The following is a 24,678-nucleotide window of genomic DNA, read 5'->3' on the forward strand; positions in this document are numbered from 1 at the left end:
TTTGATAGAAGCAATGCTAAAGATAATAATTAATGTATAATAGTATATAATAAAAGGAAGATATTTATTTAGGAGTTAAAATGACAGTTCAACAACATTGGAAAAAATGGCAGGCAAAAATTTTCTCTGCAAAAAATAGACCCAATCTATTATTTAGTCTTTTAATTATCGGACTAGTTCTTGGAGTCGTTCTTGTACAAGCAAAATCTATGCAAAAGCAACATAAAAATCACATCAGATCTAGTAGGATTTCTAAGAAAAAAACAACTCCTAAACCTAATATTAACCCTAATACCCTAAAAATAGGCAGCAACCATAACAATCAGGCCGAAGGATATGCTTATTCTGCGGAAGCAGTCAGACAAATGATGAACAACAAGCAAGCTTCTGCTAAACAAAAATTAGTTTTTCTTACCTTTGATGACGGCGTTGACCCTAATATGACACCTAAAATTTTAGATGTCCTTGCGCAACAACACGTTCATGCCACTTTTTTTCTTGTCGGCTGTAATATCACTGATAAAGTAAAACCCATTTTACAAAGACAAATTACAGAAGGGCATGCTCTTGGTATCCATAGCTTTTCACATGTCTATTCACTTTTATATCCTAATCGAGTGGGTAATACACAGCAAATAGTCAGCGAAGTGACTCGTACGCAAAATGCTCTCAAGGATCAATTGGGGCAAAATTTTAAGACAGGTGTTTGGCGTTACCCCGGCGGACATTTATCTTGGACAGGCTTAGAAGCAGCTGACAAACAATTAGCAGCTCAAGGTATTCAGTGGATGGATTGGAATGCTGCTGTTGGTGATGCTGAACCTCTGGCTACAAGACCTACAACAGTAGCAAGCATGTTAGCTTTTCTTGATGGCAGTGCTAAGATTGCTACCAACCCTAACGTACAGGTTGTTCTCATGCATGATATTTCTGAAAAAACTGTTACTCTCGCAAGTTTACCGCAAATTATTCGTTATTATAAAGATCGCGGTTATACATTTGCTGTTTTAAAATAAAAAGGTAACTTTTTGCTTTTTTATCACTTTTTTTCAATTAGCAGAAAAAATTTTTCTGTTATTCTAATCGATAGGAGCTGATTAATGACTACTTATGTTTGGTTATTTCCTTTACTTTTTATCTTTCATGGCTTAGAAGAAATCATTGGCTTCATACCTTGGATAGAGAAAAAAAGTGATCTTCTTAAGGAAAAAGCCCCTCTTCTTTTAAAGACGCATAAGGATTTGACAACAGAGGGCTTCGCTCTGGCTGTTTTTGAGGAATTCTGCTTGATTCTCCTTATCTCCCTAGCAGCTTTTTGCAGTCAAAGCCGATTTCTTTATCTGATTTGGTTAGGCGGACTAATAGCCTTTAGTTTACATTTGCTGTTTCATATCATACAAGCCTTTATGCTAAGACAGTATATCCCAGCTGTGGGAACGGCTCTTTTATGTCTGCCAATCAGCTCTGTCATTATCCTAAATAGTTGTCATTTTCTTCATGTCAATGTGATAGAATTATTCTGTTTTGGTTTGATTGGATTATTAATTGTTATCTTCAATCTCTTGCTTGCTCTCAGGCTGGGTAAGCAATTTTCTAAATGGTTGAACAGCTAATTTCCCAACTATCATCAGTCTTACTTTTTTGCTATAATAAAGACTATGACAAAACCAATTTTAAAAAAGAAAGAACGTGTCGATCAGCTTTTTTCAACTGATGTCAAAATTATTCAAAATAAGGAAGTTTTTTCCTACTCCATTGACAGCGTTTTACTTTCTCGTTTTCCCAAGATTCCTAGCAGAGGTCTGATTGTTGACCTTTGCTCTGGTAATGGAGCCGTTGGTCTTTTTGCTGCAACCAGAACGAAAGCTAAAATTATTGAAGTTGAATTGCAGGAACGACTGGCAGACATGGCGCAGCGTTCCATTCAGCTCAATGACCTTACCAATCAAGTTTCGATGATTAGGGACGATTTAAAAAATTTGTTGGACCATGTTCCGCGTTCAAAAGTTGACCTTATCCTTTGCAATCCTCCTTATTTCAAAGCGGCAGAGACTTCAAAGAAAAACCTTTCTGAACATTATCTGCTTGCTCGCCATGAGATAGCAACTAATTTGGAGGAAATCTGCAAAATCAGCCAACAAGTGCTAAAAACCAATGGTCGTTTGGCTATGGTTCATCGTCCTGACCGCTTCCTTGAAATCATTGATACTTTTAAAAAATACAAACTGGCTCCCAAACGCCTTCAGTTTGTTTATCCAAAGCTGGGAAAAGATGCTAATATGTTGCTCATCGAAGCAATTAAGGATGGCTCGCCTAATGGGATGAAAATTTTACCACCTTTAATCGTACATAAGGACAATGGGGATTACACAGATAACATCCACGAAATCTATTTTGGTAAAGGTCATCAAGCCTATATGTATGTATTGAAATGTGCTGATGATAGTCTTTACACAGGCTACACAACGGATATTAAAAAGCGCTTAGCTACTCACAATGCTGGTAAGGGCGCTAAGTACACAAGAGCAAGACTGCCTGTCGAATTAATCTATGTTGAACAGTTTAACCATAAAAACGCTGCTATGAGTGCAGAAGGTAAATTGAAACAAAAGACACGCGCTCAAAAATTGCACTATATTGAAGAACACCAGCATATCAATTTAGTCTCACAATTTTAAAGGAACGGCCTTAAAATAATGTTACTACTTTCTTCAAGTTGGACAAAAAAATTCCAACTGAAGAACCAGTATTAATAGGGCTGTTCTTTTATTTTTCTTAAAGAGTGTCAAAGTCTCTTTACAACATTTCTTTAGACAGCTGCTATTAACTTACTGGCACTAAAAATGTAGGGTCAGATAAACTTCTGCACTACTTTGACATTACTTTAGCACAAATCATAAAGTCTTATCCTCACAAATCTTTACTAGATTTTAATAATATTGATATGCTAGTAATGTTCAAGTGCCGATAACATAAATAAGAGAGTGCTTGGCTTTCCCACAAAATAAAACTTCCTGACCTCTAAACGGAGACAGGAAGACAGAGATATCTTTAAAACAGACTGAAGACAAACCTATTTCCCAACGTAAAAAATTTTTAAGCTCTGCAAATTTCAATTTTAATTTTCCTTAATTGCAAGCGAAGCGAGCTCTAAACGAGATTTTCCGCCACGTGATAAAAGTCTCAAAAGAAGACTTTTTCTACATTCCCATCTTTAAAAATGTTTATTTTTTAAATTTAATAAAACCAAATATGTACAAAATTATCGCCAAAATGATAAATGAGATGACACCTATAAAAAAATACTTCATCACTTATTCCTTACCAACATGATACTAAATATTCAATAGCTCCACCTCTAGTCAAACGCTTAATGACTTCAAGTAAGACCATTAAATTCTACAACTAATAAAGCAATACAAACTGTTTGTTCTATCATCAACTTTTCTTTTATTTTCTATAATATTCAAGATTATTTCTTTTCGGAATATTTAAGGTATTAAGCTAAAACAGTCTGGGAGACTATTGAAGTTAAAGGACGATCTCGATCTCAAAAGAAGACTTTTCTTCAAACTTTTAAAAAAACTCTCCCGAAATATGTGTTTCAGGAGAGTTTGAATGATTTCTGTCACCTTTATTGCGAACAGTGAAGCCGTTTTACTTTTCGGAAGTAAAGAAAAAGAAGCTAGCAATCAATGATTTTTATCTGTCTTTATCCACCTGACAATACCAGCAACCAGCAATACTGTTATTAAACCGCAAGCGATAAGTGCTGCTGTACTGGCAACTGTCCCAGATATAGCATCAACTCTATATAACAGTCGCATAAATGAAAGGACTGTAAGTATGATCAACAACGAGGATTCAATTCTAATCAGGGAAGTCATTTGATTATCAACGGTTCGTAAAAAACCTGGAAGTAACATTAACGTAATAATAATCAAAAATAGATTAGAAAATACTCCTTCCCCATTATTGAAAGGCCAAATCATTAATAAATTAGCTATAACATTTAGAGATGAACAAAAAATAAACGACCATTTTTTTGTCATTATCAATACCTCAAATGATTGAAAATATTATAATCAAATCATTTTAATCTAATGTTGCTGCACCATAACCTATCATCCCTCCTGCAGCGGCACATGTAAGTAAATAAGCACCTCCAAGTCCCCATCCAATTGGACCAGATACTGCACAAAGCCCCATTGTTGCAGCACCATAGGTAGCGACACCGCCAAGGATAGAGTCCACACCATCTCCAGCTTCCATGGTAGAAAGCAGTTGACTATCTGCAACTTCAAAATTGTCAAAGGCCATTGAGTCTAATGTTACTGTGTTCATAAAATCCTCCTAAAATTCACGATAAGCTTATTAGCTTACAAGTTTTTTTACTTTCACAAGTTTTCTAATAAAACATGAAATAATTTTAAAAGCTCCCTTGCGAAAACTACAAGTACATTTTAATCCTTAATTTTTTCTTATTCAAGGAAATTTGGTTCATTTAATAAAAAAGATATTTAATAGTAAAAATTCAGAAATCTTTCTGAATACTTTTAGAATATTAACTTGCTTATAGACAAATCTTTTTTAGCTCTGCAAATTCAGAATTATTTTCCTTATTGCGAGCGAAGTGAGCTTTAAACGAGAATTTTCGCTGTGATAAAATACCAGAAGCGTTGAGGCTTCTGCTGCTCGGAAGATTTGAGGCTTTTTTCCAAACTTTTCAAAAAACTCTCTTGAAACATATGTTTCAAGAGAGTTTGAATGATTATCTGTCACTTTTATTATAAACAGTGAAGCAAGAACAACAAATACTTAAGTAATACTATTTAATCTCAGTATTCTTTACAGAAAATTATAGTCCAAAAATAGGGGCTGTGATTGCAAGTCCTGCAAATCTGCCAGCAAGCACATCACAAATTACACCGCTACGATAGCACTCGTAATACCAAGTATCAAACCGCCTCCTTCTGATTCAGAAAGATAAGTGATATCCACTGCCACAAAATCATCAAGAAAGTAGTGACAAAACCTCTGATAGGAGAAGACTTCATCACTTTGTTACCATGTTTTTATTTATTATTTATTTTATTCAAAATAATTCGTCCTACAATTGCTGATATAGCACCGATGACTATAAGCACAATATACTTCATAATTAATCTCAATCGCCTCCCGTTATTAAATACCAACTTCCGTTTGCAACGCGCCAATACCGCCTAAAATTGCGCCACCTACATAACCAGGTACTGTTCCTAAAATGGGCAGGTACTGTTCCTAAAATGGGCAATACCACATCTCCTCCGACTGCTCCTGCAATACCACCACCTACTGCACCTGTCCAAGCTCCTTCTGCAGTATCACATGTAAGTAGATAAATACCGCTAATAATGCCACCGTTAATAACACCTGTTGCTTTTGCTTTTTCTAATGTAAAATGCCGTAAATACAAAGGCCGACAAAAAGAAAAAAGCAAATAAATGAGACAATAATGTGTTTACTGCGGTAAGAAATAACTGCTAGAGCACAGAGCACCAGCATTAATAGAAATCCAGAAAATCTTTCCATAACATTATCCTTCCTTTTCTAAGTCTGCTTTATTTAATAAAATAGTATAACCATTACAATAAGGCGGAGCGAAGTTAATCAAAAAACGATATATCACCAGAAGCCACCGTCTCCCCAACCATTTTTAGCACCAGCATAGGCACCTGAAACGATACCGATTGCTTCAGTCCCTAAGGCTAAGTAGGGTCCTACTGCCGGAATATTCCATAGCCACGTAGCAGGTCTATAAGCAGCGGTAGCCCCTGTACAAGCTCCCACAAATCCTTCAGCAACAGCCGAGACAAAACCCTCACCTTCTACAGCAGCTAAACAATCTGTGTCCGCCACTTCAAAACTATCAAAGGCCATTGAATCAATGTTACTGTGTTCATAAAATCCTCTTAAAATTCACAATAAGCTTACAAGTTTTCTAATAAAACATGAAATATTTTTAAAAGCCTCCTTGTGAAAACGACAAGTACATTTTAATCCTTAACTTTTTCTTATTCAAAGGAATTTGGTTCATTTAATAAAAAAGATATTTAATAGTAAAAAATCAGAAAATTTTCTGAATACTTTTGGAATATTAACTTGCTTATAGACAAATCTTTTTTAGCTCTGTAAATTCAGAATTATTTTCCTTATTGCGAGCGAAACGAGCTTTAATTAAGACTTCTCACCGTTGTGATACATCTGAAACTTCAATATTTCTGCTACACGAAAGAAGATAGGATCCCTAAATTTCTGAAATCATCTATTGGCGACGACTCAAACAGTCTAAAGGACACTTTAAAGTTGAAGGGAAAGTCTTAAAATAAGCTTTTTCTTCAAACTTTTCAAAAAATTCTCTTGAAACATATGTTTCAAGAGAATTTGAATGGTTATCTGTCACCTTTATTGCGAATGGTAAAGCCGCTTTTCTTTTCGCTGGAAGTACGGTGAGGACGTTTATTGCTCTTATTTTCAAAATCTTTGCGATTTTTGTTAGAAGTCCGTTTAAATTCACGACGGCCACCGTCACGATAATTACGGCGACTGTCGCGACCTCCCCGACGATCCTCACGACGACGATTGCCGCCCTTTCCTTTGCCAGCAAATTTAAATGGCAAGGGTTTTTCGCGAGCAATTTCAACCTTAGGCAGCATTTCTGGATCTTGAACAGTTAGAGTCAAGATATATTGTGCTAATTCTTCTGGTGAAAATTCAGCAGCTAATTTTTCAGCATCTTTGGTAAACTTATCAAAATTAGAACGAATCTTTTCATCAGCAAAGTCACGCTCAATCTTTTTGAGGGCCACTTTTTTGCTTGCTTGAAAGGCTTCTTGCGCTGTAGCGGGTTTCATGCCTTTCATGCGTTTTTTAGTGAGCTTTTCAATAATTTGAAGATAGCCCATTTCATTGGGAGCCACAAAAGTGATTGACTGACCGTGCTTACCAGCACGACCTGTACGACCAATGCGATGAACATAACTTTCAGGGTCTTGCGGAATATCATAGTTATAAACATGAGTGACGCCCGAAATATCGAGACCACGAGCCGCCACATCTGTCGCGACCAAAATGTCAAGGTTATCATTTTTAAAATCCCGAAGAACACGCAGACGTTTCCCTTGATCGAGATCCCCATGGATCCCTTCCGCACGATAGCCACGCAGTTTTAATCCTCTTGTTAACTCATCAACACGGCGCTTAGTACGGCCAAAAACGATAGAAAGTTCTGGCTGTTCCACATCCATAAGACGGGTCATCGTATCAAATTTTTCATTTTCCTTGACACGGATATAATATTGATCCACCAAATCTGTTGTTAATTCTTTGGCAGCAATCTTAACATGTTCTGGTTCTTTCATGAACTTTACGCCAATACGTTTGATGGCATCTGGCATGGTTGCTGAAAAGAGCAAGGTTTGGCGTGTTTCTGGTACACGTGAAATAATGGCTTCAATATCTTCTAAAAAGCCCATGTTGAGCATTTCATCTGCTTCATCCAAAATAAGGGTTTCCACATGATTTAATTTAAGCGCCTTGCGTTTAATCAAATCAAGCAGACGTCCCGGTGTCCCAACAACAATATGGGCTCCTGATTTAAGAGCCTTAATTTGTTTTTCAATGCTTGAACCACCATAAACCGAACGAACTTTAACTTTCTTTTCACGCCCAAAACGAAAGAGCTCCTCTTGACTTTGAACAGCCAATTCTCGCGTTGGCGCAATAACAAGGGCTTGAACAACGTTATTGGTCACGTCAATCTTATTCAGGGTTGGCAGACCAAAGGCTGCTGTTTTTCCTGTCCCAGTTTGTGCTTGACCAATAACATCTTTTCCTTCAAGGGCAAGAGGAATAGTCAATTCTTGGATAGGTGATGGCTCAACAAAGCCGACTTTTGCAACAGCAGAAAGAATGTCTTCCGCCAAATGTAATTCTGTAAATTTCAATGTTTTCTCTTTCTAAAAGGCAGTGCGAAGCTACCTTATCAAACGTTAGTAATGTGCAACTAAAATATTATAGCATTTTTTCTTTAAGAAAGATAGTTAAAAACTCACAATAAATGATCGTTTTCAAAAATTGGTTAATGATATTCCTATTTAAGCATAACTGTTTTTTTAATAGAACAAAGATAGGCTAGTTATTTCTCTTTTAATTAATCAAAAAATGAGATAAAAGCTCAATCTGTGATTTATCGCTTCTATCTCACTTTTTAATTCTAATGTAATATCTATGCTGTCAATCTTTCTTAGCCTTTAAGCCAAGCAAACTAAAACTAGTAACTAAGCCAATAATACCAAGTAAAGGCATATAAGCATTGTTTGTTACTCCCGTATTTGGTAATGTTTCTTGAACAGAGCTTGGTTGATAAGCAGTTGATTGAGGTTTGTAGTTAATTACAGTTGAAGTCCGCGGTGATGATGGATCTTGCGGATCAGTAGGGTCTGTAGGATCCTCAGGAGTAGTTGTTTTCACTGTATTTGAACTGTAAGTTACCCCATTGACAGTATTAATATAAGTATTTTCAAAAGTACCAACCGCAATACGTTTCATTTGGATATAACTTTCAGCTTGGAAGGCTGAATCAATTGAAACAGAACGCAGAAAGGCTTCCTTGAACTTAATTGTGATAGCACCTTTAGCGGTATCAACTTCCGCTGTCGTATACTGAGTTAACTCAGCACCTGACTTGATAATAGAACCGTCTTTAAAAGTGATATCAACCTTAGCAAAAACTTTATACTGACCAGTATAGTGATCTCCTGTTTGATCATAATCATCATAAAAATTGTATTCAAAGAGTTCTTCTGAGTGATCTGCAGGGATAATGCCACCAATCAAACGGTAATTAAAGACTGTATTAAGTGGAATAGTCTGACCATCAACATTATTTGTATCAGCCGGATCAAGTGTTAAGGTCACATCTTTCTTAGGGTTAATCTTAGGAACATTATTGATAACGATATTTGATGCATAACCATTACCAAAGTCAATTTGGTAAGCTTGATTTTCATAACTGCCGCCTGTTTGTCCCATTTGTTTTTTAACAACCATTGGTGATACAATCTTCAAATCAATTCCAGTTTTGACATAAGTATCATAAAATTCTCTTGGATTATCAGCACGGAAAATTTGGAAAGCACCTTTAGGTCTAATTCCTGCCTTAGAAAGAACATCTCTAATTTCTTGAGGGGCTGCTTCAAGACTAGTATAATTATCCACACTAACACCAGTAACTTCATTACCATTAGCATCTGTAATCTTCACTAAATCCTGACGCAATTCAAGCGCTTCTTCTGGATAATCATCTACATAGTAAAATCCTTTTTGAATGGTATCTGCTGAAGAGCGGTCGTTTTTATATTGATCCAAATCCCAAGTTAGCTCATAATAATTCGTTGAACCGGCAAGAACTGTTTTACCATCAATAACAACGCCATTTTCGTTTTTATTAATCTTAGTTGGTTTAATATAATTATTATTTGGGTTATCTGGATCATTTGGTTTACCAGGAGTTGTCACCCGAACAACATTGGATTTAATGCCATAAGCATCATTGACTGTGAGTGTGAAATTATTCTTATAAGTTGCGCCATCGTTAAGAACTTGTCCGACCACTGTTGGATAAATCGTTGCCACTGACTTAGTCAAATCAGCATTAAACATAGCCAAAGTTGCTGCAGTTGCCTTGAAGGTGACTGTATTAGTTGCATTATCATAAGCGACATCAAAGCCAGGGCTGGCAGCTTTTGTAGCTTCAGGATTAAATTGATAACCAGATGGCAGGGGATCTACCAAGACAAAGGAAGTTGTTTCATCACGTCCAGCAGGGAGATCTGCTGTCTTCAGCTGGAACTTAACAACAGATTGTTTAGCCACCAAAGTTCTGTCAATATTAACATCGTTATTGTTTCTAATTTCTTTGTTAACCTGCGGCTGAACAGCTAGTTTAAAGTAATGGAAATGAACAGTTGGTACAGATGGAGGTGTTGGAAGATCTTGATAAACAGGATCAGTCGGCGGTGTTGGAATAACCTCATAAGTTGGCTCAACAGGTTTGTTTGGTTCTGGTTGATCTGGTGTTGGTGTCGGTGGCGTTGGCTCTGCTTCATAGCTTGGCTCAACAGGTGCTGGCTCCAACGGCTTTTCTGTTTCATAGGTCGGCGGTGTGGGTTTATTTGGCTCTGCCTGATCCGGTGTCCTTGTCGGCGGTGTTGGCTCTGCTTCATAGCTTGGCTCAACAGGTGCTGGCTCCAACGGCTTTTCTGTTTCATAGGTCGGCGGTGTGGGTTTGTTTGGCTCTGCTTGATTCGGTGTTCTTGTCGGCGGTGTTGGCTCCTTTTCATAATTTGGAGCTACTGGTGCCGGTTTTAATGGCTTTTCTGTTTCATAAGTTGGTTTAGTTGGAGCTGTTGGTTTAACCGGAGGTGTGGGTTTTTCCTTAGTAACTTTAGGAACATTAACCGCACGGATTTTACCATTTAAAGAATACCAAATATTTGGTTTTTTGCCGGTTTCAATTGCCATTGTAGGATCAGCAGGCACAACAAGTGTTGATGAGATAGCACCCAAAGTCACACTGTTATTAGGACCAGACATGCGGATAGCACCAGCACCATACCAAGAGTTAGGCGCATCTGAACTATCCCAGCCAGATCCCGGTTCGCTAGCTCTGGTATACATGGTCCAACGAGCACCACCTTGACCCTGCCTAAAGTTGAGAGTATCTGTAGCATAAATCATGCCATTCTTTTCACCGATAGATGATCCAGAGATTTTGACAAATTTACCCGTATAATCTTTGGCCATCTCAATAGAATTATTTTCACGGTTAAGAGAAGCTACTGAGAGAAGGGCATTATCAAAATTAATTGGTTTTCCATCTTCGTCATAGAAAGTAAATTCATTTTTAATAAAAATAGAAGTGTTTTTTTCAACTTGACCTGTATAAGCGGAAGCAAAAACACCTAAAGTTGGATCGGTAAAAATACCTAACCAAACCTTTTGACCTTGAAACTTGGACTTAGGGTCCACTGTATACTTGTAGACAATTTTAGAAATCTTTTTACCATTGTAATAAGAATTCTGCAGGTTAGTGTATGTAGCTGTTGCGCTTTGACCGCGCTCTAAAAGTACCGATCCCCATTTAACCTGTGAGTTATTGCTTACTGTCGTTGACCAGCCAGCTTTATCACCAAAATTCCCATAAAGCTCCATAGAAGAAGCAACATCATTAGATTGTTCTAAGTTAGTGATATCTAGATCATCTAATTGAAGAATTTTTTGGTCATATTTTGCTTTTGAAGTGCTTTTGCTAAAAGCATCATCCACAGCAGAAGCCTTAAGGAACTTCCCATCTGTTGTCAAAGATAAGTTCGCATTTGGCTCAAGATCATAGACCAAATTTTGAGCAGATGGTTCTGTTAAGTTTCCGTCTTCATTTTTATGTTTTTCAAGTTCTGCCAGTGCAGCTTTAATAGAAGCTTGTTCATCTTCGTATGCCTTTAACTTAACTGGATAGTCTGCTAAATCTTTTTGATATTTGGCAAGATCTGCTTGATACTTAGCAAGTTTTGCTTCGTAATCAGCTTTAGCATCCGCATTGCGCTTTTTAATTGCAGTATTTTCAGCTGTGAGCGCTGCATTTGCGGCATTATTTGCTGCTACAGCTGCTTCATAGGCCGCTTTAGCATCCGCATTGGCTTTTTGAACGCGAGCGAGCTCTGTTTGATAGGCGGTCAATTTAGCTTGATAGTCTGCTTCGTTTGCGGCATTAGCTTTTTTCACCGCTGCCAAATCGGCCTCATATTGCTTGAGTGCAGCTTCATAAGTCGCCTTAGCATTCTCATTGCGTTGCTTAATTGCAGTATTTTCAGCTGTGAGTGCCGCATTTTTGGCATTATTTGCTGCTACAGCTGCTTCATAGGCCGCTTTAGCATCCGCATTGGCCTTTTGAACGCGAGCGAGCTCTGTTTGATAAGCAGTCAATTTAGCTTGATAGTCTGCTTCGTTTGCTGCATTAGCTTCCTGAACACGCTTTAGTTCAGCTTGATATTGAGCTAACTTAGTCTCATATTCAGCTTTGGCCGTTGCATTGCGTTTTCTAATTTCTTCATTGGCAGCGGCAATTTCTGTATTTTTAGCATTATTTGCTGCTACAGCAGTATCATAAGCGGCTTTGGCGGCTGCATTAGCTTCCTGAACACGTTTCAGTTCAGCCTGATAAGCAGCAAGGGCTTTTTGATAGGCTGCTTGATTGGCAGCATTGGTTTTTTGAACGGCTGCTAAATCTGCTTGATATTGAGCCAATTTAGCTTCATAAGCTGTTTTACTGGCAGCATTTGCAGCATTAATGCGTTCAACCTCGGCTTTATGAGCTGCCATATCTTTTTCATACTGTTCTTTAGTTGCCTGATTTTTAGCTTTGATTTTAGCAACTTCTGCCTCATGAGCAGCTACATCCGATTTATATTGATCTGTTGTCTTCTTAATATCCTCAGCTTGTTTTGTGTAATCTTCTTTAATTTCAGTTTCTTTTTGGACTGCTTCTTCAGCTGTTTTAACAGTTCCTTTATTAACATCGGCATCTTGGACAACATTGACACCAGCAGACTTAGCATCTTTTGCTGCTTGATCAAGATCAGTTTTAGGTACTTCAACTGGTATTGAACCATTTGTCTCTCCAGCTTGGTTTTGACTTTGTTCAGCTTCCTTACTCGCACTCCCTTGAGCCTCTGGCAAATTGGTCGCTGGATTTCCAGTTTGTGTTCCAACTACTTTAGTATCTACATCACTAGTAGTGGTCGTTTCATCGGCAAAAACCTTTTGTCCTGCTACAGAGACTGCTGCTACTGTTCCTAGAACAGCACCACACAGTGTTTTACTAATTTTACTTTTACGAAAACCGTAAGTTTTTTTGACTTTCATAAATCCTCCAAATCTGAATAAATCTTCCAAATATATTTTTGTAATATACGTTAAAAAATTGTAATATAATTGATTTGATTTGTCAAATTTTTTGCTTGAAATAAAAACTAATGTCTGAATCAAATTATAAACACATTCAATCGCTGCTATTTTCGAGCACAAACTCCACACTTTATCCAACATTAATTCTAAAGCACAAAAAAAGTCAGGATTTTGTCATCCTAACCTTTTTTACTTCAATCAATGATAATATAACGACGAATACCACTGTAGGAACGATAGCTAATCCATTGATGTCCATCAGCATTCAAGATACTGTCATAGTAAATACTTTCTCCTTTATTAAAGGTAAACTGAGTTGGACTAGATGTTCTGGCCTCATTTTTAACCTCAACTTTATTAGTGAAAACATAAGTTCCTTGTGCTGGAAGATTGACTCTATTAGGGGCTTCTACTGTCGTTGTCTTTCCTCCAACAACTCTTAATTCACCAGTTGAAAGGCGATAATAAAGGTGAATGTTATAGTTACCACTGTCATTTTTATGGTCACTGACCTTAACGGCCACCTTATAAACGCCTTCGCCTTGTTTAGTTGCTTGATACCAAATAATGTCATCCTGTCCGTTTTGTTCTGACCAAACCGGCACTAAAACCTCTTTTATGTCTTGAGTGCTGGAAGCATTAGTAATCAAAACATCAAATCCTTGGCTGCTCTTATTGGCAATGCTAATGATACCTGTTGTTTCTACAGGCTTCGGTGCTTCCACCTCAGTCATTGTTGCCCCGACTCCTCTTTGTTCACCATTATCCAAAAGATAATAAAGATGGACATGATAGTTACCGCTATTATTTTTATGGTCACTGACCTTAATGGTCACCTTATAAACGCCTTCGCCTTGTTTAGTTGCTTGATACCAGACAATGTCATCCTGCCCGTTTTGCTCCGACCAAACTGGCACTAATACCTCTTTTATGCCTTGAGTGCTGGAAACATTAGAAATGATAACATCGAATTGTTGAGCCGTTTTATTTTGGATGACAATAGTACCTGACACTTTAGTTTCAATTGGAGAGGGTTGTGTCGTAAGCTTTCCAATAACAACATAACGACGGATACCACTGTAGGACACATAGCTAATCCATTGATGTCCATCCGCTTCTAAAACCTTATCATAAAAAACGTGATCTCCGTTGTAAAACGAGAATTGGGTCGGACTAGACAGTTTAGCATCATTTTTAACGTCTGCTTGTTTAGTAAAGTGATAAGTTCCTTGTGCCGGTAAATTTTGCTGAACAATTTCTTTTTGCTTCAATTCTTCAATTGTCACAGCAATAGGAGCATAGCGACGAATACCACTGTAAGACACATAGCTAATCCATTGATGTCCATCCGCTTCTAAAACCTTATCATAAAAAACCTTATCTCCTTTATCAAAGTTAAATTGGGTTGGGCTGGACATACTGGCTGCATTTTTTACAGGAGTTGTTTCTTGGAAAACATAATTGCCTTGCGATGGAATTGAGACAGCCTTAGCTTGTCTTTGTATAAGATTTTCTGCTACCGCTTTCTCATTTTGTTCTGCCTCAGTCTCCTTAGCTGGAGCCGAGGTGACCATTTTATTTTCGTCTTTTTCACTTGAGTCAGTTTTAGCATTGACTTGTGGATTTGAATTTTTAGTATCAGTAGCAGTTACTGCAGAAGCTTCCACTTCACTTGCTGTCTTTGAAACAGTAGGGTTCACATCTTCTTTGGATTTTGCACCTTTGTCATCGACATTTAAAGCAGGAGCATTTACCTTATTTTCTTTCTCCTCAACTTCAACTTGGGGTGTTTCTGTTAGAGTTGTTTGAGCTGCTGCCTTATCTGCAACTGCTTGGCTGATAGCAACCGAATTTTCAGCCACGTTTACAACTGCGTTTTCACTTGCTGGCAATTGAGTTCCCTGCTCTTGTGCAGAAACATTTTGGGTACCTAGAAAAAAGACACAGCCAATTAAAACAGATGCAGCTCCAAATGCATATTTACGAATAGAAAAACGTTGTGCTTGATGATTAATATCAATTCTTTTCATAAGTTTCACACTCCTATCATTATGATATACTGCCTTTGAAAATCAATGAGCACCTAACATGTAAAATGACGAAATGGCGACTATTTTTTGATTCATAATCTTCCTTCATTTTCTTTTTTCACCTATATTGTAACACAAAAGAAATATTTAGCAATACTTACGTAATATTTTTTTGAAAAATTTTTCCTATATAAAAAAACACCAAACCAAGAAATGGTTGATGCTTATTTATAAGATTTAAACAAATCATTGTTACATCTTCTCTTCCAAAACTATATCTGGATATTTATCTGCAAACCAATGAAGAGAAAAGTCATTTTCAAAGAGGAAAACGGGCTTGTTAAAGCGGTCTTTAGCCAATATATTACGGCTGGAAGACATACGTTCATCAAGATCTTCCTCCTTAATCCAACGCACCGTTTTCTTACCCATGGGTGTCATGATAACCTCCGCATTGTATTCATTTTCCATGCGGTGTTTGAAAACTTCAAACTGGAGCTGACCGACTGCTCCAAGCATATATTCACCAGTTTGATAGTTGGTATAAAGCTGTATAGCACCTTCTTGCACCAATTGCTCAATGCCTTTATGAAAAGACTTCTGCTTCATAACATTTTTAGCAGAAACTTTCATAAAGAGCTCTGGTGTAAAGGTCGGCAGTGGCTCAAATTCAAATTTATTTTTACCAACAGTTAGGGTATCACCAACCTGATAAGTTCCTGTATCGTAAACTCCGATAATATCACCAGCGACAGCATTTTCTACATTCTCACGAGATTCTGCCATAAACTGAGTGACGTTTGACAGCTTAACGCTCTTACCAGTGCGGGCAAGGTTGACAGACATGCCGCGTTCAAATTCACCTGAGACAATCCGCACAAAGGCAATACGATCTCGGTGGCGAGGATCCATATTAGCTTGGATTTTAAAAACAAAGCCTGAAAAGTCTTTATCTAAAGGATCAATCACCTTATCGTCAGTGGTCTTGTGACCGTGTGGTTCTGGTGCAAATGCTAAGAAAGAATCCAAGAAAGTTTGAACACCAAAGTTGGTTAGGGCTGAGCCAAAGAAGACAGGCGTCAGCTCACCCTTTAAAATGGCTTCTTCTGAAAATTCATTTCCCGCTTCAGTCAAAAGTTCAATATCTTCTTTAGCTTGTTCATAGAAGGGATTATTAGCAAAGAGCTTGTCACCATCTTCAATAGAAGCAAAACGCTCATCACCTTTGTAGAGTTCAAGACGCTGATTGTACAAATCATAGAGACCCTCAAAAGATCTTCCCATACCAATAGGCCAATTCATAGGATAAGAAGCAATCCCCAATACCTCTTCTAATTCTTCCAATAAATCCAGCGGTTCGCGACCATCACGGTCCAATTTATTGATAAAAGTAAAGATAGGGATACCACGATGCTTGACAACTTCAAAAAGCTTTTTTGTCTGTGCTTCGATCCCCTTGGCAGAGTCCACGACCATAACAGCAGCATCTACCGCCATTAGTGTTCGGTAAGTATCCTCAGAAAAGTCCTCATGCCCAGGTGTATCAAGGATATTGACCCGCTTACCCGCATAGTCAAACTGCATGACAGATGAAGTTACGGAAATCCCACGCTGTTTTTCAATATCCATCCAGTCAGATTTGGCAAAATTACCGGTTTTCTTTCCTTTAACAGTACCAGCCTCTCGGATTTCACCTCCAAAATAGAGCAACTGCTCCGTAATCGTCGTCTTACCAGCATCCGGGTGGGAAATGATGGCAAAGGTTCGACGTTTCTTAATTTCTTCTTGTAAGTTCATCTTATTTCCTTTTCTTTTTTTATGATTAATAGCAGAGCTTCTAAAGTTATTCATACTAAAATTCATTTTTGGTATGCAAAAAGAACTGCATACACAGCTCTTTTATTATAATAGAAAATAAGGGGGAATTCAAATAAGGAAAAAGCCCGTATTGCTTCCTTTAGGCTTTTTTAAAATGTCACCTTATCTTTCTGCTCTTGCTTTTCCATATTCCCTCCTGATAAATACCCAATCAATTAGCAGCAACATGGCAGTTAAAATAAAGGTTACAGCTAGATAGCGCACTAGGAGTGGCGTATTGGTAATAAAAGGTGTGTAACGCAAGATCCCATAATTGCCGCCGGTCAAATAATTAATAATCACCAAAAAGAGGTTTAAAACAAACGTGTAGAGAATAATAGCTTTCCAACTGAGAAAATTTGACTTATAATAACGCATAAGGTAAATAATACTTCCAACCAAAAGAGCATAGTGTCCAATGAGAAATGAAAAAGCAGTAATATGTGGAAAAGTATAAGCATCCATAATAGGGTAACCAATAGCAAAAATAGCACCACTAACTCCCATAAGTGCAAAATACTGCTTCAATTTCGTTTTATCCGGTAGCAATAAAAGGGCAAACATAGCAAGACGACAATGATAAAACGGCAAACTATTGGAAATTGGAATCATTTTCGCCCCATACCAAATATAGAGTGAAAGTAACTGAAAGCTCTGTAAAAAATGATAAATACACCACAACCACTGCTTCCGATAATAAGTAACAGATAACCAAATGAGACCTAGCAAAACTACAAACATCAGCAAATAAAGCGGTATTGAAATGGATGGTGGGCTTGTCTGAACAGTTGTAAAAAAATCGGTCATAAATCTCCTTCAGAATAGTTAAATAAGTGATATGGCAATGGTCAGAACTAAGAAACTAATTATTTGAAAATAAAACTCGCTTAATTTCTTCTAATTCAGAAATAGTATTATTAAAAGTCAGTTTCTCCCAGTCACTTTGACATTTACTTTCGAATGTGCTTTTACTTGTTAAATAGTCACTTTCTTTATTAAAAAATTTATAAGCAACGGCTTGAGTAGCATACTTCCAATAATCATCCTCATCGTCATTATTTTTAATAATTTTTAATAATTCTTTATAGGTCTTCTGAGCTTCAAGTTTAGCATAGTAAACTTTCTCTTCATCTTTTGAATAATTAAAAGCTTCCAAAAGTAAACAATTGATATAATTTTCCCCAGGATAGTAGTCATTTGTCACAATATATGCTTTTTTAGAAAAAGCGATCGCCCTTCTTAAATAATCTGGATTTTTATTAACACGATATAAATTTTTATAGATTGCTGCAGCAATACTTAAACTTTCAACCTCTAGGGTTTTATCTAGTGGAAGTTTGTTAATGATTTCTAAAGCTTCCATTAACGCATCTGTCTGAGTTGGTTCTTTAGACTTATAAGTCGCCAAAGCCAATTGCTGAACGAAATAAATCTCATCTGGAGATTTTTGAGATAACTGTTTCCAATATTTTTTGGCTTGCTTAAAATCATTATCTAGCATTGCTTGCTTTGCAGATTTAATTAAATTTCCAATGATTTTTGTATTTTTTGTAGCTTTCACAGCATTATATTGATATTCCTGATCATAGGAAGGTGGGGTTACCTTAGGAAGATAGGTGTAAAATGGACTGTCTATTTTTTCTTCTTCGGGCTTGTTTAACAATGCTTCCTCAACATATTTCTTCAATTTATTTCTTATTGGAAAACTTTCATCAGATTCCAATTTTTCACCAAAATTATTGTATGTAAGAATTCTCGTGTGATTTAAATCAAAGCCAAACTCCTTTTCTCTTTTTTGACACATAATAATTGTTGAAAAAGGTCGGAGTGCATGACGAACTCCAAGCTCATAAAGTGCATTGGCATTATCAGTTGTAATATCTGCAATAACAAGTTCGGCTTTTAACAATAAATTGTACATATTTTTGTCAATAACATTAGAGCCAACTAACTCATCCGCTCGAATTAATTCAAAATTCGGAAATTCCTCATAAAATAAAGGCTGGATAACTTTTTCATATGTTTCATCTAAATTAATATTTCTTCCAGTGTAGGGATCTGTCTTCTTCCCAAATCCCATAACAACAAAACAATACTTTTTACCATTCACTGTTAGCTCCTCCTATCTAAAAATTTCAACAGTCCCAGATTCAGCATAGATATTTCTGAAATTAAGATTCCCGTATTTTTTTCGCTCAAAAGAGGTAATTTGTTTAGGAACAAAAGTAACTGTCATCCCTTCTTCAATTTTATCTGGAAGATTAGAATTTTCATTTCTTAAATACAGTTGCAGCCAATGTTTCTCACCTTTATGAAATTCTTCACCTGTAGGTAACAAAGTGTCTAATTCTAAAAAAATATTATCATGTACTTTATTATTAACTTTTGTAATTTTAGCAGTGTATTGCTTACCAATAACAGAAATTTTATGTAATTTATCACAGCATCTTTCTACTTCACTCTCAATTCTCTCCTCTTCACAAATTCCAATATACTCTTTAATGATTTTTCTTACAAAATTTTTCAAATCATTTTTACAACGACTATCGCCATTCAGATAAATTCCCTTTACATTTTTATCCAAACAACTATCCAAATATTCTTGTTGTCTTTGATTAAATCCTGGCAGAAAGAATATAAAATAATTATTCTTTTTCACCCAAGTTGCTCCCATCTCATTCAAACAAACAACACTCGAAAAATATTCTGGAGATAATAAAAATAAAACAATTGGCTTTGAACTAAGTCCTTTTTGCAAAAAATCATAAATATTGTTTCCAACAGGTATGCCATTTGTAGAGCTTGAAGTATAAATTAATTGATGGTTCTGCAAACCAACACCAATTAACAATGCCTTTATAATGTCACCATAATTACTATTTTTTGAATTATGACTTATAAAAATTAATGGCAGAGTTTCTTCGTGATTAAACAATTTACTCCAAAAAACCTTATTCATTTTTAGTCCCCCACTAAATATTTAAAATAAATGTTATCAGATTTTTCAAAATTTTTCTACTTTTTCAAAAAATAGTTCTGAACATTCAATTCAGAACTATAAAATTTTACCCTTCCAAACACTCCACAACTTGGGCCAATTTCATGGAATTTGATCCCTTTAGAAGTATTTGGTCATTAGGGCCTAATACCTTTTGAATTTGCTCAGTGAGCTCATCTACCTGATCAGCTTGGGCAAAATAATACCATTTCCCTACTGAATAAACTTGGGCGACTTCATCTGCTAGAGCTTGCATTAGTGGTCCAAAAAGAAAAATACGATCTATCACTGCAGGATCTAGACTAGCAATCATGGCTGCATGTAAGGCTAATTCACTGTCTCCTAATTCTTTCATATCTGCCAGCACCGCAATTTTTTTACCACCATTATTTGCTGGAATGCTGGAGAAAGTCTCCAAAATCAGTTTCATAGCTGTTGGATTAGCATTATAAACATCAGATAAGATATCTGCACCGTTAGCCGCTTTTTTCCATTCCGTTCGATTACGAGTTAGATTGAGCTGAGCCAGTGCAGAGATAATCTTTTCTTCAGAGATATTAAGCAGTTTTCCAACATAGCTAGCAATCATAGCATTGGTAGCATTATATTTACCAGTTACTGGCAATTTAATCTCATTATCTAGGAAATTCGTTTTAAAGTTCAAATAGTTTTTATGCTCTTCTAATTCGGTCACAAAAATATCTTCATCAGCTCCAAAGCGAATAACCTTTTGCTTTTCTGGTAAAAATGAATTAATGATTTTATCCGCTGGTGCAATAAGAATCCCATGACCATCCATTCCTTGAGTAATTTGCATTTTTCCTTCAGCAATTTTCTCACGGCTGCCAAAGAACTCTAAATGAGCTTCACCAATCAAGGTGACAACAGCTATGTGAGGATGGGTAAGATTAGACAGAAGGGCAATATCACCGAGATGGTCCTGACCCATTTCAAGTACAATTTTTTCAGTATCATCAGGCATGTGTAAAACTGTATAAGGCAGACCAATTTCATTATTATAATTACCTTGTGTCTTGTAAGTTTTGTAAGTAGTTGCTAAAATAGTTGCTATCATGTCCTTTGTGGTTGTTTTTCCATTAGAGCCTGTTACAGCAATAACATCAACCCGCATTTTCTCCAAATAGTATTGCGCCAAATCCTGAAAAGCTTTCAAGCAATCTACAACTAAAATATAGGGATAATCACTGGTTATGTTTTTTTCGGAAAAAGTAGCAACAGCACCATTGGCAAAAGCAGTATCAATAAACTCATGGCCATCACGCGCACCCTGCAGAGGTAAAAATAAATCACCTGTCTTTATCTGGCGGCTGTCAAATTCAATAGCATTGATGGTAAGATCTTCAAAAAGACTGACATCATTTTGAGCACCTACAACCGAGGCTATCTCTTGTAAAGTTAACTTCATTTTGCTTCTCCTAAAAAATAAAAGAGCTTTTCGCTCTTTTATTATAACATAAACAAATTAGAGATTCTCAGCGGATTTACTTTCTTTCTGTTAAATGAGATTGTGAATGATTTTTCCACCAAGATGATAGAATGGAACCAGAAATATTATGCCAAATAGAAAAAATAGTTGAAGGAATAGCTGCTTGCGGAACAAAATATTTCATGGCAAGTGTTGCCCCCAAACTAGAGTCTTGCATACCAACCTCAAAAGTAATAGCTTTTTGCTGTGGTTCTTCTAAATGCAATAATTTGGCAAAAGCATACCCCAGACTATAGCCGCACAGGTTATGAAGCATAACAACCGGAATCACTAAGGCTGTAGCTGCTGTGAAAATATTGGCGTGATTAGCTGAAACAACAGCACCAATAATCAAAAGAATAGCGACCTGTGAGATCAAGGGCATTAGTTTAATGACAGCAGCGATTTTCTTGCCAAAAAAGGTATGAATCAGCACCCCTAAAATAATGGGAACAACAACAATTCGTAAAGTAGATAAAAAGAGGCTGAGCGCTGGCACTGCAATATATTGTCCAGCCAAAACAGATAAGAGCAAAGGCAGCATTACAGGTGCCAACAAGGTTGATAAAATTTCAATAGATACATCCAAAGCCACATCACCACCAGACAGAAAAGCCATAACACTAGACGATGTACCACTAGGACAAGAACCAACTAAAATGACTCCTGCTGCTGTTGCACCCTTCAAATGAAAAATCAAGCAGAGCAGCCAAGCCAAGCTCGGCATAATAACATAGTGAGCGACTGTCCCCAAAGCAACGGGCACTGGACGTTTGGAGATTCTTACAAAATCTTCAGTAGTCAAAGTCAGCCCCATTCCGAACAAAATAATACCTAACAAGTAAGACGTATTGGGAATAACCCAGCTACTAGTTGTGGGCAAAAAGTAATTAAAAACAGCCCAGATAACGACAACAAGTGTAAACCATTTACTAAGTTTTTTTGAAAATTGAGTTAAACTTTCCATCATTGCCTCCTAAAATAATAAAAAGAGATATCTACTAACCAAAGTCAAAAGACTAAGAGAGAAAATAAGATCTTCATCTTTTAAACTTCATTATACGCTTAATTTTTGAATTTTCAATATATTTTCAAAAACTATTTCCTGAATTTTCAAAACTTTTCTAGCAATCATTAAAATTTGTGGTAAAATAAAAGAGCAAAGCCTGCTTTGCACAGAGTAGATGATTCGCGTTAAGTGTGTGTGAATGGGATGTCGTCACACAACGAAGCCATAAGCGCGGTGAATCATTGCATCCGCTGTTCTCAAGCTCTACCAGCTTGATTAAACAGCTCCATTTTACATTAAGGAGCCAAAAATGAATACTATGTTTAAATCACCTAAGCTTAGTCCGCAGCGCTTGGTCACTCTGGCCATGTTGATTGCCTTAGCTTTTGCTATTGGAAAACTTTCCATCCCCATTATTCCCCAACAACTGATTATCAGCCCAACTTTCATTGTTAATGTGATGATTGGTATGATTGGTGGACCAATCTGGGCCTTCATCAGTTTGGCTATTTTGGATATAGTGGACAACCTATCCAGTGGTGCAGGTAACTTTATTATCTGGTGGACACTGCTAGAAGCCGTTCAAGGATTATTTTATGGACTTTTCTTTTATCAAAAATCGCTGAGCTGGACAAATAAAAAAGACTGGCTACACGTTACTATTGCTACAGCAATCATTATGCTTATCGGAAGCTTTATCTTCACTCCCTTGCTCGTCCAGATTTACTATGGTGTCCCATTTTGGGCACAATTTGCAGCAGGGCGTTGGTTAAAAATCTTTGAAATCCCTATTCGGATCCTAGTCACTATGGCAATTATGCCTCAGTTGCAGCGGATTCCAGAATTACGAAAACTTGCAAATTTTAAATAGTTAATCAGAGAGACATCCCTCTCTGATTTTTTGTAGCCCATAAGCAACATTTTCAGGCAATAAAAATCAAATATAGACAAATTTACGCTTTGCAAAAAGCAAGAAAAAAGACCCTAGCCTCATATCTATTCTTCTTAAGGAACAAGACATGAAACAAGAGCTTTATTATCTTTAAACCAAATGGCTTTCGCGTTTGTCAAACATTTCTTTAGCAAGACTAACTAATTCTTCAATCAAAACTGAATAAGACAGCCCCATATTTTCCCAAAGAAGAGGATACATAGACCACTGAGTAAAGCCGGGCATAGTGTTGAGTTCATTCAAATAAACTTTCCCATCCTCTGTTAGGAAGAAATCACAGCGAGAAAGTCCACAGCAGCCCAAAGTTCGGAAAGCTGTTGCAGCATAATCCCGCATTTTTTCAACGATAACAGGATCTATTTCTGCCGGAATAGCCATGGTGATCTTATTATCAATATACTTGGCTTCGTAATCATAAAAAGCCACAACTTTGACAATCTCTCCCGGTAAAGTTGTTTTAACATCAGTATTTCCTAAAATACCAACCTCAATCTCACGCGCATCCACACCTTGTTCAATTAAAACACGACTGTCATACTTCAAAGCAAGTGCAATAGCTTGTTTTAAGTCAGTGCGATTTTCTGCTTTAGAAATACCAACACTAGAACCCATATTAGCTGGCTTAACAAATACAGGATAAATCAATTTCTCTTCAACTTCTGCCAACTTGCTTTCTAAAGGCTCGCCTTCAATAAGAGCAACATAAGCTACTTGAGGAATAGTAGTCGCACTTTCTAAAACTTGCTTTGTTGTAATCTTATCCATAGCTACACTAGATGACAGAATATTGGTTCCCACATAAGGCATTTTTAAAACTTCAAGAAAGCCCTGAATAGAACCATCCTCTCCCATAGGCCCATGAAGAACAGGAAAAACAACTGCTTCTTCCTCATAAATATCACTTGGCTTAATTTTTTGAGAAGCAATAATCGTGTCATTTGTCATCAGTTTATCAGTTTCTGATGGTTGACTATCAAATTCTTGCGTCTTAATAAAGTCACCCGCTTGCGTAATGAAATAAGTTTTGACTAAAAAGTTGTCATAATTTATGGCTCGCATGACACTCTCAGCTGAGAGCACAGAAACATCGCGTTCTGCAGAACGGCCACCATATAATAAAACAAGCGTTTCTTTAGACATAAGATTCCTTTTCTATTCTAATAATTCTTAATAATCATATCACAAATAGGAAGCATTTTCAAAAAATATTGGAAAGATATGCTGCAGACTAGAGTTTACAAGAAATATCATGCTTTCCCAATTCAACGAAAAAACCAATTGGAAATATCGGCCAATTGGTTTTTTATAGAAAAAGAAATACCAAAAAGAAGAGGTATGCAA

Annotated in this window: 17 protein-coding genes, 1 pseudogene and 1 riboswitch; of the genes and pseudogenes, 4 read left to right on the forward strand and 14 right to left on the reverse strand. The window is 36.8% G+C overall.

Going from position 1 to position 24,678, the window contains the following annotated elements; translation table 11 throughout:
* The first annotated feature begins 80 nt into the window (after window positions 1–80).
* The 3 genes from FNL60_RS07430 to FNL60_RS07440 all read left to right on the forward strand — a co-directional run bounded on the left by FNL60_RS07430 (window position 81) and on the right by FNL60_RS07440 (window position 2,678).
* Window positions 81–1,016, forward strand: a complete 936-nt coding sequence (locus FNL60_RS07430) for a polysaccharide deacetylase family protein (RefSeq protein ID WP_002267102.1) — start codon at window positions 81–83, stop codon at window positions 1,014–1,016.
* 84 nt (window positions 1,017–1,100) lie between these two features.
* On the forward strand, window positions 1,101–1,613 hold the full coding sequence (locus FNL60_RS07435; RefSeq protein ID WP_002280245.1) for an HXXEE domain-containing protein: 513 nt from the start codon (window positions 1,101–1,103) through the stop codon (window positions 1,611–1,613).
* Window positions 1,614–1,658: 45 nt separating this feature from the next.
* Window positions 1,659–2,678 carry a GIY-YIG nuclease family protein gene (locus FNL60_RS07440; protein WP_002267101.1) on the forward strand — a complete coding sequence of 340 codons (1,020 nt, stop codon included), beginning with the start codon at window positions 1,659–1,661 and terminating at the stop codon, window positions 2,676–2,678.
* A 1,014-nt stretch (window positions 2,679–3,692) separates the two neighbouring features.
* Here the strand turns inward: FNL60_RS07440 and FNL60_RS07450 are convergent.
* The 13 genes and pseudogenes from FNL60_RS07450 to FNL60_RS07520 all read right to left on the reverse strand — a co-directional run bounded on the left by FNL60_RS07450 (window position 3,693) and on the right by FNL60_RS07520 (window position 22,343).
* The gene (locus tag FNL60_RS07450) at window positions 3,693–4,052 is read right to left on the reverse strand and encodes a hypothetical protein (protein ID WP_002263746.1); all 360 of its coding nucleotides are present in this window, start codon (window positions 4,050–4,052) and stop codon (window positions 3,693–3,695) included.
* A gap of 43 nt (window positions 4,053–4,095) precedes the next feature.
* Window positions 4,096–4,344: a hypothetical protein gene (locus FNL60_RS07455; RefSeq protein ID WP_002263747.1), complete on the reverse strand. Its 249-nt coding sequence runs from the start codon at window positions 4,342–4,344 to the stop codon at window positions 4,096–4,098.
* Window positions 4,345–5,184: 840 nt separating this feature from the next.
* A pseudogene (locus tag FNL60_RS07465) lies at window positions 5,185–5,479 on the reverse strand (hypothetical protein).
* A 185-nt stretch (window positions 5,480–5,664) separates the two neighbouring features.
* Window positions 5,665–5,919 (reverse strand): hypothetical protein, encoded by a 255-nt coding sequence (locus FNL60_RS07475; protein ID WP_002272244.1) that lies wholly within the window; start codon window positions 5,917–5,919, stop codon window positions 5,665–5,667.
* Between the two features lie 512 nt (window positions 5,920–6,431).
* A complete protein-coding gene (locus FNL60_RS07480) occupies window positions 6,432–7,985 on the reverse strand; it encodes a DEAD/DEAH box helicase (protein WP_002265231.1) in 1,554 nt (517 codons plus the stop codon).
* A gap of 289 nt (window positions 7,986–8,274) precedes the next feature.
* Window positions 8,275–12,963: a cell surface antigen I/II gene (gene spaP, locus FNL60_RS07485; protein ID WP_002311893.1), complete on the reverse strand. Its 4,689-nt coding sequence runs from the start codon at window positions 12,961–12,963 to the stop codon at window positions 8,275–8,277.
* Between the two features lie 236 nt (window positions 12,964–13,199).
* Window positions 13,200–15,035, reverse strand: a complete 1,836-nt coding sequence (locus tag FNL60_RS07490) for an SH3 domain-containing protein (protein WP_002311892.1) — start codon at window positions 15,033–15,035, stop codon at window positions 13,200–13,202.
* 252 nt (window positions 15,036–15,287) lie between these two features.
* The gene (locus FNL60_RS07495; protein WP_002263242.1) at window positions 15,288–16,832 is read right to left on the reverse strand and encodes a peptide chain release factor 3; all 1,545 of its coding nucleotides are present in this window, start codon (window positions 16,830–16,832) and stop codon (window positions 15,288–15,290) included.
* A gap of 183 nt (window positions 16,833–17,015) precedes the next feature.
* A complete protein-coding gene (locus FNL60_RS07500; RefSeq protein ID WP_002263243.1) occupies window positions 17,016–17,699 on the reverse strand; it encodes a YwaF family protein in 684 nt (227 codons plus the stop codon).
* A 55-nt stretch (window positions 17,700–17,754) separates the two neighbouring features.
* Window positions 17,755–19,002, reverse strand: coding sequence for a tetratricopeptide repeat-containing protein (locus tag FNL60_RS07505; RefSeq protein ID WP_002280162.1), 1,248 nt, complete (start codon window positions 19,000–19,002; stop codon window positions 17,755–17,757).
* A 12-nt stretch (window positions 19,003–19,014) separates the two neighbouring features.
* Window positions 19,015–19,851: a toll/interleukin-1 receptor domain-containing protein gene (locus FNL60_RS07510; protein ID WP_002263245.1), complete on the reverse strand. Its 837-nt coding sequence runs from the start codon at window positions 19,849–19,851 to the stop codon at window positions 19,015–19,017.
* Between the two features lie 106 nt (window positions 19,852–19,957).
* On the reverse strand, window positions 19,958–21,316 hold the full coding sequence (locus tag FNL60_RS07515; protein ID WP_002269002.1) for a UDP-N-acetylmuramoyl-tripeptide--D-alanyl-D-alanine ligase: 1,359 nt from the start codon (window positions 21,314–21,316) through the stop codon (window positions 19,958–19,960).
* A 76-nt stretch (window positions 21,317–21,392) separates the two neighbouring features.
* Complete coding sequence (locus FNL60_RS07520) at window positions 21,393–22,343, reverse strand: bile acid:sodium symporter family protein (RefSeq protein ID WP_002264646.1); 951 nt, start codon at window positions 22,341–22,343, stop codon at window positions 21,393–21,395.
* Between the two features lie 207 nt (window positions 22,344–22,550).
* Window positions 22,551–22,641: riboswitch (THF riboswitch) on the forward strand.
* Window positions 22,642–22,695: 54 nt separating this feature from the next.
* Here FNL60_RS07520 and FNL60_RS07525 point away from each other — a divergent pair.
* The gene (locus FNL60_RS07525; protein ID WP_002263248.1) at window positions 22,696–23,256 is read left to right on the forward strand and encodes a folate family ECF transporter S component; all 561 of its coding nucleotides are present in this window, start codon (window positions 22,696–22,698) and stop codon (window positions 23,254–23,256) included.
* A 171-nt stretch (window positions 23,257–23,427) separates the two neighbouring features.
* Here the strand turns inward: FNL60_RS07525 and FNL60_RS07530 are convergent, their stop codons facing one another.
* Entirely contained in the window at window positions 23,428–24,477 is a 1,050-nt protein-coding gene (locus tag FNL60_RS07530; RefSeq protein ID WP_002280163.1) for a D-alanine--D-alanine ligase, read from the reverse strand.
* Window positions 24,478–24,678: the final 201 nt, after the last annotated feature.

It is taken from the genome of Streptococcus mutans (assembly GCF_006739205.1).
In the GTDB taxonomy this organism is placed as follows: Bacteria; Bacillota; Bacilli; order Lactobacillales; family Streptococcaceae; genus Streptococcus; species Streptococcus mutans.